Annotated in this window: 16 protein-coding genes; 9 read left to right on the top strand and 7 right to left on the bottom strand. The window is 64.7% G+C overall.

Annotation, left to right across the window (positions count from 1 at the left end):
* Positions 1–73: 73 nt before the first annotated feature.
* Together LH20_RS18085 and LH20_RS18080 are read right to left on the bottom strand one after the other, a co-directional pair.
* Positions 74–451, bottom strand: a complete 378-nt coding sequence (locus tag LH20_RS18085) for a histidine triad nucleotide-binding protein (protein ID WP_053555418.1) — start codon at positions 449–451, stop codon at positions 74–76.
* Positions 452–459: 8 nt separating this feature from the next.
* Positions 460–792: a phosphoribosyl-ATP diphosphatase gene (locus LH20_RS18080; protein ID WP_053555417.1), complete on the bottom strand. Its 333-nt coding sequence runs from the start codon at positions 790–792 to the stop codon at positions 460–462.
* Between the two features lie 152 nt (positions 793–944).
* Between LH20_RS18080 and ung the strand changes: the two genes are divergently transcribed.
* From ung to LH20_RS18045, 7 genes are all read left to right on the top strand, one after another.
* On the top strand, positions 945–1,658 hold the full coding sequence (ung, locus tag LH20_RS18075; RefSeq protein WP_053555416.1) for a uracil-DNA glycosylase: 714 nt from the start codon (positions 945–947) through the stop codon (positions 1,656–1,658).
* A complete protein-coding gene (locus tag LH20_RS18070) occupies positions 1,655–2,413 on the top strand; it encodes a sulfite exporter TauE/SafE family protein (protein ID WP_053555415.1) in 759 nt (252 codons plus the stop codon). The genes ung and LH20_RS18070 overlap by 4 nt, the downstream gene beginning before the upstream one ends.
* Positions 2,410–2,871: a YaiI/YqxD family protein gene (locus LH20_RS18065; RefSeq protein WP_053555414.1), complete on the top strand. Its 462-nt coding sequence runs from the start codon at positions 2,410–2,412 to the stop codon at positions 2,869–2,871. The genes LH20_RS18070 and LH20_RS18065 overlap by 4 nt, the downstream gene beginning before the upstream one ends.
* 156 nt (positions 2,872–3,027) lie before the next feature.
* Positions 3,028–3,210: a hypothetical protein gene (locus LH20_RS18060; protein WP_053555413.1), complete on the top strand. Its 183-nt coding sequence runs from the start codon at positions 3,028–3,030 to the stop codon at positions 3,208–3,210.
* 162 nt (positions 3,211–3,372) lie between these two features.
* Positions 3,373–3,714, top strand: a complete 342-nt coding sequence (locus LH20_RS18055) for a DUF962 domain-containing protein (RefSeq protein WP_053555412.1) — start codon at positions 3,373–3,375, stop codon at positions 3,712–3,714.
* Between the two features lie 26 nt (positions 3,715–3,740).
* A complete protein-coding gene (locus LH20_RS18050) occupies positions 3,741–4,169 on the top strand; it encodes an OsmC family protein (protein WP_053555411.1) in 429 nt (142 codons plus the stop codon).
* Positions 4,170–4,321: 152 nt separating this feature from the next.
* Positions 4,322–4,867 carry a hypothetical protein gene (locus LH20_RS18045; protein WP_200905393.1) on the top strand — a complete coding sequence of 182 codons (546 nt, stop codon included), beginning with the start codon at positions 4,322–4,324 and terminating at the stop codon, positions 4,865–4,867.
* Here LH20_RS18045 and LH20_RS18040 read toward each other — a convergent pair.
* The 3 genes from LH20_RS18040 to LH20_RS18030 are packed head-to-tail and all read right to left on the bottom strand — an operon-like array spanning position 4,861 to position 6,209.
* A complete protein-coding gene (locus LH20_RS18040) occupies positions 4,861–5,199 on the bottom strand; it encodes an antibiotic biosynthesis monooxygenase family protein (RefSeq protein WP_053555410.1) in 339 nt (112 codons plus the stop codon). The genes LH20_RS18045 and LH20_RS18040 overlap by 7 nt on opposite strands.
* On the bottom strand, positions 5,199–5,705 hold the full coding sequence (locus LH20_RS18035) for a hypothetical protein (RefSeq protein WP_144423613.1): 507 nt from the start codon (positions 5,703–5,705) through the stop codon (positions 5,199–5,201). The genes LH20_RS18040 and LH20_RS18035 overlap by 1 nt, the downstream gene beginning before the upstream one ends.
* A gap of 54 nt (positions 5,706–5,759) precedes the next feature.
* Positions 5,760–6,209 carry a glycine zipper 2TM domain-containing protein gene (locus LH20_RS18030; RefSeq protein ID WP_053555408.1) on the bottom strand — a complete coding sequence of 150 codons (450 nt, stop codon included), beginning with the start codon at positions 6,207–6,209 and terminating at the stop codon, positions 5,760–5,762.
* 191 nt (positions 6,210–6,400) lie between these two features.
* Between LH20_RS18030 and LH20_RS18025 the strand changes: the two genes are divergently transcribed.
* Positions 6,401–7,270: an arylamine N-acetyltransferase family protein gene (locus tag LH20_RS18025; protein ID WP_083455482.1), complete on the top strand. Its 870-nt coding sequence runs from the start codon at positions 6,401–6,403 to the stop codon at positions 7,268–7,270.
* 53 nt (positions 7,271–7,323) lie between these two features.
* On the opposite strand, the gene arr is transcribed toward LH20_RS18025, so the two are convergent.
* Positions 7,324–7,758 carry an NAD(+)--rifampin ADP-ribosyltransferase gene (gene arr, locus LH20_RS18020; RefSeq protein WP_053555407.1) on the bottom strand — a complete coding sequence of 145 codons (435 nt, stop codon included), beginning with the start codon at positions 7,756–7,758 and terminating at the stop codon, positions 7,324–7,326.
* Between the two features lie 226 nt (positions 7,759–7,984).
* On the opposite strand from arr, the gene LH20_RS18015 reads away from it, so the two are divergent.
* The gene (locus LH20_RS18015) at positions 7,985–8,227 is read left to right on the top strand and encodes a DUF2061 domain-containing protein (protein ID WP_053555406.1); all 243 of its coding nucleotides are present in this window, start codon (positions 7,985–7,987) and stop codon (positions 8,225–8,227) included.
* Positions 8,228–8,390: 163 nt separating this feature from the next.
* On the opposite strand, the gene thiC is transcribed toward LH20_RS18015, so the two are convergent.
* The gene (thiC, locus tag LH20_RS18010) at positions 8,391–10,277 is read right to left on the bottom strand and encodes a phosphomethylpyrimidine synthase ThiC (protein ID WP_053555405.1); all 1,887 of its coding nucleotides are present in this window, start codon (positions 10,275–10,277) and stop codon (positions 8,391–8,393) included.
* Between the last annotated feature and the right edge of the window lie 17 nt (positions 10,278–10,294).

Below are 10,294 nucleotides of genomic sequence, written 5' to 3'. Positions count from 1 at the left end.
CCCGTCACGGCGCGCGAGCAAGCCTAATGGTACCTGGCAAAAAGGGTGTGACGGCGGTCACAATGTGCGCGTCTCAGCGCGCGAGCATCGGTCCGAGCGGGCGCCCGGCGAAAATATGGACGTGGAGGTGCGGGACCTCCTGATGGCTGTCGAAGCCGACATTGGCGAGCAGGCGATAGCCTGGCGCGACGAGTCCCTGGTCGCGCGCGACCTTGCCGACCGCGCGTACGAAGCCCGCGATCTCTTCGGCGCTGCCGCGCTCGGAAAAATCGTCCCAGCTGACATAGGCACCCTTGGGGATAACAAGGATGTGCAGCGGTGCCTGCGGATTGATGTCATGAAAGGCGAGCGCATGCTCGTCCTCATAGACTTTCTGGCACGGCAGCTCGCCGCGCAGGATACGCGCGAAGATGTTGCTGTCGTCATAGGGAAGGGTGGCGTCGATCGGCATATTCGCTCCTATTGCTGGCGACTGGCCTTTTCGGCGAGCCCCGAGGTGCCGTGGCGGCGCACAAGCTCGGCAGCGACGGCGTCCCAGCCGAGGTCGCGCTCGGCAAGCAGCACGGTCAAGTGAAAGATGAGGTCGGCGGCTTCGCCGGTCAGAGCCGCATCCCCCTCCGTCAGCGCGGCGATGATCGTCTCGGTCGCCTCTTCGCCGACTTTCTGCGCAATCTTGCCGCGACCTTTCGCAGCGAGGCTCGCCACGTAAGAGGCGCCAGCTTCGCCCGCGGCGAGCCGGTCCTTCACGACCGCCTCAAGCTGCATCAAAGCCGCGCCGATGTCGTCCGCCATCCTTGGTCCTTCCTTCACCGATCACCCCGAGCCTGCCGCAAGGTGGTCCGGTTCCCCCTTCGACGGCTCTCGATGAGCGGAAGGGAGTCCGTCGCGACCTAGCCGCGGACAAGCCACTGGACAAGGCCGCACGGCTCTGGTCGAAGGCGCGCATGGCCGACGTAAAGCTTCATCCCGACTGGCTCGCGCGGATCGGCGGCGAGTTCGATCAACCCTATATGGTGGCGCTCAAAGAGTTTCTCGCGGGCGAGCGCGCGAAAGGCAAGACGATCTACCCGCGCCCCTCGCACTGGTTCGCTGCGCTCGACGCGACGCCGCCACAGGACGTACGTGTCGTCATTCTGGGGCAAGACCCTTATCATGGGCCGGGCCAGGCGCATGGGCTCTGCTTTTCGGTGCAACCGGGAGTCCGCGTACCCCCGAGCCTCGTCAACATCTACAAGGAATTGAAGGCCGACCTCGGTATCCAGCCAGCGCGCCACGGATATCTTGGACATTGGGCTGAACAGGGCGTCCTGCTTCTCAACAATTGCCTGACGGTGGAGGCGGGTCTCGCCGCGTCGCACCAAGGCAAAGGGTGGGAGCGCTTTACAGATGCCGCGGTCGCGGCCGTTGCGGCCGATCCCGCCCCCAAGGTTTTCATCCTCTGGGGCAGCCACGCACAGCGCAAGGCAGCGAACCTTCCGGGCCTCGGTCCGGGGGGCGCGCACCTGATCCTGCGCGCGCCGCACCCTTCGCCGCTGTCGGCGCACAATGGCTTCTTTGGCTCCAGGCCGTTCAGTCAGGCCAATGCGTTTCTCGAGGCACGGGGGCGCGGCACGATCGACTGGCAGTTGCCCGAACCGGCGGACATCGACGCGGGATGAATTTGCTGGCCGATCCGGTGACGCTTGCGGTGCTGGTCATCGCAGTGATCCTGCTTGGTATGGCCAAGGGCGGGCTCTCGGGAATCGGCGCGCTCGCAACCCCGCTCGTCGCGCTCGTGCTGGCGCCGACGATCGCAGCGGCGCTGTTGCTTCCCATCCTGATCGTACAGGACATCGTCAGCGTCTGGGCGTTTCGCAGGACATGGGATGGCTGGATCGTCGCGTGGATGCTCCCCGGTGCAGCGAGCGGGATCGCTGCCGCCTGGTATTTCGCCGATCAGGTCAATGAGGCCAGGTTGATGGCCGCGCTCGGTGCGATCACGCTCGCTTTCGGAGTCTACCGTCTGTGGGTCGAGCGCGGCGGGCGGATCGTTGCCGCGTCGCGTTCGCCCGGCTGGGTCGGCAGCCTCTTCGGCGTAGCCACGGGCTTTACCAGCCAGATCGCGCACGCGGGCGGGCCGCCGTTCCAGATGTGGGTAACCCCGCGCCAGCTCCCGCATCTGATGTTCGTCGGCACGAGTTCGGTCCTTTTCGCAATCATCAACTGGATGAAGGTTCCGGCCTATCTTGCACTTGGCGCGTTCCGGCGCGACGTGGTCGTGGCGGCGCTTCTGCTCATGCCGCTCGCTATCGTCTCGACCTTGCTCACGGTGCGCTGGCTGAAGCGGATCGACGGCGCGCGCTTCTATACCCTCATCTATCTGCTCATGGTGCTGCTCGGTGCCAAGCTTTTCTGGGAAGGGCTTGCAGGATGAACGCTCCGGTGATCCTGGTCGACGCCGATGCCTGCCCGGTAAAGGAAGAGGTGTATCGCGTTGCCTGGCGGCACGACGTTCCCGTGAAGATCGTCAGCAACAGCCGGCTGCGGGTGCCCGAGCATCCACTCGTCGAGCGGGTCCTCGTCTCCGATGGCTTCGATGCGGCCGACGATTGGATCGCCGAGGCTGCGACGCCGCGCAGTGTCGTGATCACTGCCGACATATTGCTCGCCGACCGTGCGCTCAAGGCGGGGGCAGTTGTCCTTGCCCCAACGGGCAAGGCCTTCACCGCCGCGTCGATCGGCCCCGCGATCGCGACGCGCGCCATCATGGCCGACCTGCGCGCCGGAATGGGGGAGGGCATCGGCGGCCCGCCACCCTTCTCCAAGGCCGATCGTTCGCGATTCTTGCAGCAACTCGACGCCGCGCTCGTACGCCTCAAGCGCCAATCTTGAATTTCTTCCCTGCAAATTCAAAGCCTTGTGAAATTTCTTTGGGTTAGTGATGCCGATCACGGCCGCGTTGGACTGTCCGCGGCATAAGCGGGGCATCGGGACGATCCCGAGACAGTTTGAGAGTTGATTACCCCCCGCTTTTGAAAGGACAGGATTATGACCAAGAAGATGTTGATTGCCCCCGTGATGGCCCTGACGATTGCGCTCAGCGCGACCCCCGCGATGGCGCAGTCGGCCCAGCCGACGCAGGGCGGGCTCACAATTGTTTCCAATCCGGTGCAAATTCTGATCGGCTTGCTGCTCCCAGCCGTGCAAAAGGTTCGCGAAGCCGCGCGCTAAAGCATGACCCATATGTCAGGGGCCGGGATGGCGGCCCTGCGGCAGCCCTCCCGTCGCTTTATGCTGGCGGGAGGGTTTTTGCTGCCCGAAAGCCTTAGATCTTCGAACTCGCGTTCTCCCAATATCCTTGACCCCGCCCCCTCGCGGACGCATGCTTGCCTCATGGCGCGAACCTACACGAGCTTCGCCGATTTCTGGCCTTTCTACCTGCGGGAGCATAGCAAGCCCTCGACACGGGCGCTGCATTACGCGGGGACGAGCCTCGTCGTGGCGATTGCGCTGGCGGCCCTCGTGACGGCACGCTGGTGGTGGTTTGCGGCCCTCCCGGTCGCGGGCTATTTCTTTGCCTGGATTGCGCATTTCGCCGTCGAAAAGAACCGGCCTGCGACCTTTACCTATCCGTTCTGGAGCCTCGCTGCCGATTTCCGCATGTGGGGGCTGTGGCTGACGGGGCGGCTGGGCCCCGAACTCGATCGTGCGGGAGTGGCGCGGGTTTCGCGCTGACGCCGCCGAACCGGAGGAGATGAGGAATGACCGTGAACAGCGCAAGCGCCCGCTACGAAGGCTTCGGCAAGGATGGCAAGGGGCATATCTGGACGAAGCGCGGTGCGCTCGACGGCGAACCCTATGGCTTTGCGTCTCGCTTCGAGGATGGGCCTGGCACCAATCCCGAGGAACTGATCGCGGCGGCGCACGCTGCCTGTTTCACCATGGCCCTGTCCTTTGCGCTGGCGCGCGCCGGCCATTCGGATGGCCAGCTGGACACGCGCGCGGACGTGACACTCGAGCGCGATGGAGATGGCTTCAAGGTGACGAAATCGGCGCTGACGCTGACCGCGACCATCCCGGGTATCGCGGCTGAGGAGTTCGCCCGCCTTGCTGCGGACGCGGAGGCGAACTGCCCGATCTCGAAACTTCTCGATTGCGAGATCACTCTTGCGCATAGTCTTGCCAACTAGGACCACGATGCGCGGTAGCGCTACCCAGTCCATCCGCGCGCGCGGCGACCTGCGCGGCGCCTGAGGCCGCGATATCGCTGTTCGGGAAATTGGACTCGGCAGCGCGTTTCGCCTAGGATGACATCGGTTACCTCAGTGGCAGGAGATCGACGATGCGCAGGCAATTGGCAGCGACGCTGGCGATCTTCTTGACGACCGCGTGCGGCACGCCCACCGACCAATCGAGGACCCAGGACGAGGCGAGTTCGGTGCTTCCCTCAGGTCCCGAGGCCCAGATTGACGCGGTCGCGGCAGCGGATCTGCCCGCCGGCGTACGCGACGCGGTGCTGGGCCGCGTGCCGGGCATGACCATCACGGGCGCCAAGCGCAAACAGCGCGATGGAATGATCTTCTATGATGTCGAAGGTACGCGACCTGACGGCAGCGAAGTTGAGCTTGACCTCCTCGAGGAGAAGGGGCGCTTCACCGTCGTCGAGGTGCAGCGCGACATCCCCTGGGCGGAGGCGCCGGCACCCGTCATCGCCGCAGCGCGCGCTGCGCCCGATGCGTTCGAGCCGGTGCGGGTCATCGAAAGCAAGCAGGAGGATGGCACCGTCATCTATGAGCTGTTTGCTGCCGGAAAATCCGATGAACCCGCCGCCGAGATCGACTGGAAGGACGGCAAGGCGGCTGTGCGGCGCGAACGCGCGATCTATTGATCCTCTGCCGCGGGATCGGTGAGATCGTCGGTGACCTTGAGCAGCAGTAGCGGCGCATCGCCGGCCTCGGCGATCGCATCGACAAAGGCAGCGCGCGTGGCGGGTTCGTCATAGACCATCTTGGCATCATACGCCGCTTTCCACGTGGCGCGGTCCGGCCATTCGGCAATGCCGATGAAACGCGCTGTTTCCGCGGGCCCCTCTTCGCGGTGGAGGCGCGAGCCGAGCGAGCCATATTTCGCGCGGATAAGCTCAGTCCCGCGGCGCCAGGCGGCGCGAAACTGCTCCTCTTTGCCCGGATGGACCTTCCACCAATAGGCTGCGACGAACATCAATCCTCCTTCAACTGGCAGGTACCGTCGCGCCATTGCTCGGTTCCCCCGGCGAAGAACCAGTGCGCGCGGGACCGGTTGATGCTCTCATTGTAATAGCAGACGTCGGTCGCGCCGCTCGACGGGTCGATGAGCACCGACCACTGATGCGGCCCGCAATTGTGCGTCTCACATGCCCACGACATGAGCTTGCCTTCATAGCTTTCTATCGGCGCTGTGGGTCCCGCAAGCGTTTCGATCGTGCGGCGTATCTCGGCATTGGTGACGGTCTTCGCAAGTCCGGCTTTGACCACCGGATGGTCGTTCCAGGTGACGCCGTTCACGACGTCGAACGGATAATGGTCGACATAGGCTTCAAGGCCCGTGTCGGCTTTTGGGGCAGAGGGAGGCGCTGCGATCTTGGCCGAAGGAGCTTCGGATGCTTCGGCAGTTTTCGGGTTCTCTCCGCATGCGGCGAGCGTCAGGGCGGTCAGAGCGGCAAGGATCAACAGGCGGCGGTGGGTCATGGCGATCATCTCCCTTTTGGCGAGTATGCCATGGCGACACCGCCGCCGGAAGGCTTAGCGGCAGCGAACGTCCTTGTTGCCGCCCCGATCGATCGCGCGTCCGGCGACCGCGCCGCCGATCGCGCCGAGCACGGTTCCCAGCGTTTTCGAATCGCCTGGCGCGATGACGTTGCCGAGCGCCCCGCCGGCGATGGCGCCGACGATCAGACCGGTGGTGCCGTCGGAACGGCGGCAATAGTAGCGGCCGTCGCGCCCGCGATAGACACGGTCATCATTGTTCAGTCGGCGCTCGCGGTAGCGGCGGTCGCTGCGATAGTAGTTATCGGCATAATAGCCGCCGTAGCGCGGGTCGGGGTTGTTGTAATCATATCGCCCGTAGCGGTCGTAATAGGCGCTATCGTAATAGCCATAGCCGCCATCGTCATATCCATATCCGCCTGTCGAGGCGCAGCCGCCGGCGAGCGCTGTCGCGGCGGCGAGCGGGATGAGGGGGAGCAGTTTCATGGAAAGGTCTCTCCTGTCTTGGCCGGTGTGCAAAGCCCAAGGGGACGGGCAGGCCGGCAATGGACCCCGGTGAATAGACCCGCCAGACGGCCGGGAGTTCCGCGTCGCACGTTCGCGAGCGACGCGCTTGACCTCAACCGCCGTTGAGCTTTCATAAGGGCGGGCAATGATTCGCAAGACGGAGCCTGCCCATGCTGTACCGCCCTCTGACGCGCGAGAGCGACGTCGTTCCAGTGTCCACAACCGACCCTTTCCTGCGCCGCTATTTCGCGCGCATCGGCTATGCCGGTCCGATCGCCCCGACGCTCGAGGTGCTGCGCGCGCTCCAGGCGGCGCATCTTGCCGCTATCCCCTTCGAGACGTTCGACGCGCTGGTCGACGGCGCGGTCGACATCCACCCTGACGCGATCGAGGCGAAGCTCATCGATGGTGGGCGCGGCGGCTATTGCTTCGAGCAGAACGGCCTGTTCCTCCGCGTGCTCCGCGCGATCGGCTTCGACGCAGAGGGACTGCTCGGCCGGGTTCGCTGGATGCAGCCTCCCGGCGCCCCGCCGGCACCGCGCAGCCATATGGTGCTGCGCGTGCGGATCGGCGGACGGCCGTGGCTTGCTGACGTCGGCTTCGGGTCGGCGGTGCCCCCCTCGCCGCTTGCCATGGACAGCGAGGCGCCGCAGCCGACGCCGCACGAGAGCTATCGCATCGTGCGGCGCGGCGACCAATGGAGCGTGCGCCTCAAGGCGGGCGGCGACTGGCTGCCGGTATACGTCATCGACGACGCTGTGCCGCCCGTCATCGATTACACGGTCGCCAACTGGTACACCTCGACCCACCCCGACTCGCATTTTCGTCATCAGCTGATCGCGGCGCGCACGACGGCCGATGCGCGCTATGCGCTGCGCGACAACCGGCTGACGATCCGCCGCGCCGACGGCGCGACCGATCGGCGGTATCTCGCCGCCGACGCGATTGAGGCCGCGCTCGGCGAGCTGTTCGGTCTGCCCGCACGCCCGCATTGGCGCGGTGCGATCGAGCGCGCGGCGGCGGCCGAGGTGGAGGTATAGCAAATTGGCGGCGTCAGGGCAGTTGTCCGGGCGAACAGGGACGCTCAAGTGGGTCAGTCGATGATGACGTCCTTCCCCTCGGCGCGCAGCCGGGCGAGACCCTCCTTCATCGCCGCAAGCGCCTCGGGCGGGTGCGAAGTCCAGCTTTCGACCTCTCCCACGATGCGCAGCGGTGCGCGGCTACGATAGCTGCGGGTGGGGTTGCCAGGGAATTTCTTGTCGGTGAGATTGGGATCGTCGAACCAGTCGCCGGTCGGCTCGACGATATAGATGCGCTCGCGGCCGTCGCCTGACGCGAGCTCGCAGCCCCAGATCGCCGATTCGAGCGCGGCGGAAAAATAGATCCACGAGAGCGGCGCGCCTTCGACATAATTGCTCGCCCGCCCCGGGGTGAGCAGGTCGCCGACTGACAGATCAGCGCGTGTGCCGTGATAGAAGATCGCGCCGGCGTCGGGGCCGGTGGGGGCGGGGGTGTGGGGGTCTGTCATTCGGATCCTCGCTTTCAGTGGGGGCGTTTATTCGTCCGCCTACCCTTAGCGCCTTGCGTCATAGCCTTTCGCTCGGAATTTAAGAAAGGGCGGGGCGCTTTGGCGCGCTTTCGGCGTGTGAGGCTGGCTGCGCGCAATATGCACGACACCTTTTATCGCCGCCATCGATCACACAAAGCGGCTCTTCCGAGTGGTGTTGCGATGCATTCGCAATAAAATCCCGCTCATGTCACGCGTCGATTCCCGAGATGTCGCCAAGACGCTCAGCTTCCTCATACTTCACCTCTCGGTGGGGTTCACGGTGGCATACCTGCTGACCGGGTCCTTTGCGGTTGCCAGCGGAATCGCGCTGATCGAACCCATGGTCAATGCGGTCGTGTTTTTCTTCCACGAGCGCGCATGGCGCGGGGAGTTCTCGTTCAGGCGGCTGCTGGAGCATCGGCATGAGCCGTTCGGTGCGGCCCATTAAACTTGTCGCCCTGAGGCCCACTGCACTGCGGCAGCTGCCCGCAGATCTCGAAGCTGTGATCCGTAGCGGTCGGGGGGCGGCCATATTCCGCGTTGAGTAATAACGGCAGCTCAGGGCTGATTACGCCGCCTGAACAATTCCTGGTTACGTCCCCCGCCCGCCGTCAGTCGTGTTCACGTCCACCCGCACCCAAGTACAGCTCGCGGCCCGTCTCCTCATAGACCTCGCTCATTTGCGCCATGCCTTTTTCGGCCTCTTCTGCCGCGATGAAGCCTGCGCTGTCCTGATTCTGCAGCCTGGCAAACTCGCGGACTTCCTGGCTGATCTTCATCGAACAGAATTTGGGCCCGCACATGCTGCAGAAGTGGGCGGTCTTGGCACCCTCCGCGGGGAGGGTCTGGTCATGATATTGCTCGGCGGTGTCGGGATCGAGGCTGAGATTGAACTGGTCGCGCCAGCGGAATTCGAAGCGCGCTTTCGATAGCGCGTCGTCACGGACCTTGGCGGCGGGGTGACCCTTGGCGAGGTCGGCGGCATGGGCGGCAAGCTTGTAGGTGACGACACCGACCTTCACATCGTCGCGGTCGGGCAGCCCCAAATGCTCCTTGGGCGTGACATAACAGAGCATCGCCGTCCCGTACCAGCCGATCATCGCGGCGCCGATGCCGCTGGTGATATGGTCATAACCCGGCGCGATGTCGGTGGTGAGGGGGCCAAGCGTATAGAAGGGTGCCTCGCCGCACGCTTCGAGCTGCTTGTCCATATTCTCCTTGATCTTGTGCATCGGGACATGGCCCGGCCCCTCGATCATGACCTGGACATCCTGATCCCACGCGCGCTTGGTGAGTTCGCCCAGCGTGTAGAGCTCGGCGAACTGTGCCTCGTCGTTCGCGTCGGCGATACTTCCGGGGCGCAGGCCGTCGCCCAGCGAATAGGCGATGTCATAGGCCTTCATGATCTCGGTGATCTCGTCGAAGCGTTCGTAGAGGAAGCTTTCCTTGTGGTGCGCAAGACACCATTTCGCCATGATGCTGCCGCCGCGGCTGACGATGCCGGTGACGCGCTTTGCGGCAAGCGGGACGTAGGGCAGGCGCACGCCCGCATGGATGGTAAAATAGTCGACGCCCTGTTCGGCCTGTTCAATGAGCGTGTCGCGGAAGATTTCCCACGTCAGTTCCTCGGCGATGCCGCCGACCTTTTCGAGCGCCTGATAGATGGGGACGGTGCCGATCGGGACGGGCGAGTTGCGGATGATCCATTCGCGCGTGTCGTGGATGTTGCGCCCCGTCGAGAGGTCCATGACGGTGTCGGCGCCCCAACGGATCGACCAGACCATCTTGTCGACTTCGGAGGCGACGTCGGAGGCGACCGCGCTGTTGCCGATATTCGCGTTGATCTTCACGAGGAAATTTCGGCCGATCGCCATCGGCTCGCTTTCGGGGTGGTTGATGTTCGACGGAATGATCGCGCGGCCGCGCGCAACTTCCTCTCGCACGAACTCGGGGGTGACATAGTCGGGGATGCTCGCGCCCCAGTCCTGGCCGTCGCGAATATATTCCGCGAGGCGTTCGCGGCCGAGATTCTCGCGCGTTGCGACATATTCCATCTCGGGCGTGATGATGCCGCGGCGGGCATAGTGCATCTGGCTGACGTTGGCGCCGGGCCTCGCGCGAAGAACTTTCTTGCGGACATTGGGGAAGGCGGGGACGCCGCCCGAACGGTCGGGGCCAAGCTGGCCGTTGTCCTCGGGCCGCACCTCGCGCTGGGCGACTTCCTCGACGTCGCCGCGCGCCCGGATCCACGCCGCGCGCAGTTCAGGGAGCCCCTTGCCGATGTCGATGCTTGCATTCGGGTCGGTATAGGGGCCGCTCGTGTCATAGACGCGCACCGGGGACTCGCCTGACGAGGGTTCGAGGAGAATCTCGCGCATCGCGACCCGGATGCCGCTTCCAGTGGGCGAGGCGACATGGATCTTGCGGCTGCCCCGAATCGGGCCGGTGGTGACGCCGATCGGATCAGCAGCTTCAATGCGGGAATCGATGTCGGCCATGTCTCTCTCCAAGCGCT

Source organism: Sphingopyxis sp. 113P3, assembly GCF_001278035.1.
In the GTDB taxonomy this organism is placed as follows: Bacteria; Pseudomonadota; Alphaproteobacteria; order Sphingomonadales; family Sphingomonadaceae; genus Sphingopyxis.
This window is presented reverse-complemented; position numbering and strand designations above follow the sequence as displayed.

What these genes read in the sequence shown, in the direction of transcription:
- LH20_RS18025 (WP_083455482.1), top strand. Translation starts at nt 6,401, where the DNA reads ATGCTGTACCGCCCTCTGACGCGCGAGAGCGACGTCGTTCCAGTGTCC.
- LH20_RS18030 (WP_053555408.1), bottom strand. Translation starts at nt 6,209, where the DNA reads ATGAAACTGCTCCCCCTCATCCCGCTCGCCGCCGCGACAGCGCTCGCC.
- LH20_RS18015 (WP_053555406.1), top strand. Translation starts at nt 7,985, where the DNA reads ATGTCACGCGTCGATTCCCGAGATGTCGCCAAGACGCTCAGCTTCCTC.
- ung (WP_053555416.1), top strand. Translation starts at nt 945, where the DNA reads ATGGCCGACGTAAAGCTTCATCCCGACTGGCTCGCGCGGATCGGCGGC.
- LH20_RS18045 (WP_200905393.1), top strand. Translation starts at nt 4,322, where the DNA reads ATGCGCAGGCAATTGGCAGCGACGCTGGCGATCTTCTTGACGACCGCG.
- LH20_RS18065 (WP_053555414.1), top strand. Translation starts at nt 2,410, where the DNA reads ATGAACGCTCCGGTGATCCTGGTCGACGCCGATGCCTGCCCGGTAAAG.
- thiC (WP_053555405.1), bottom strand. Translation starts at nt 10,277, where the DNA reads ATGGCCGACATCGATTCCCGCATTGAAGCTGCTGATCCGATCGGCGTC.
- LH20_RS18060 (WP_053555413.1), top strand. Translation starts at nt 3,028, where the DNA reads ATGACCAAGAAGATGTTGATTGCCCCCGTGATGGCCCTGACGATTGCG.
- LH20_RS18050 (WP_053555411.1), top strand. Translation starts at nt 3,741, where the DNA reads ATGACCGTGAACAGCGCAAGCGCCCGCTACGAAGGCTTCGGCAAGGAT.
- LH20_RS18070 (WP_053555415.1), top strand. Translation starts at nt 1,655, where the DNA reads ATGAATTTGCTGGCCGATCCGGTGACGCTTGCGGTGCTGGTCATCGCA.
- LH20_RS18055 (WP_053555412.1), top strand. Translation starts at nt 3,373, where the DNA reads ATGGCGCGAACCTACACGAGCTTCGCCGATTTCTGGCCTTTCTACCTG.
- LH20_RS18085 (WP_053555418.1), bottom strand. Translation starts at nt 451, where the DNA reads ATGCCGATCGACGCCACCCTTCCCTATGACGACAGCAACATCTTCGCG.
- LH20_RS18035 (WP_144423613.1), bottom strand. Translation starts at nt 5,705, where the DNA reads ATGACCCACCGCCGCCTGTTGATCCTTGCCGCTCTGACCGCCCTGACG.
- arr (WP_053555407.1), bottom strand. Translation starts at nt 7,758, where the DNA reads ATGACAGACCCCCACACCCCCGCCCCCACCGGCCCCGACGCCGGCGCG.
- LH20_RS18040 (WP_053555410.1), bottom strand. Translation starts at nt 5,199, where the DNA reads ATGTTCGTCGCAGCCTATTGGTGGAAGGTCCATCCGGGCAAAGAGGAG.
- LH20_RS18080 (WP_053555417.1), bottom strand. Translation starts at nt 792, where the DNA reads ATGGCGGACGACATCGGCGCGGCTTTGATGCAGCTTGAGGCGGTCGTG.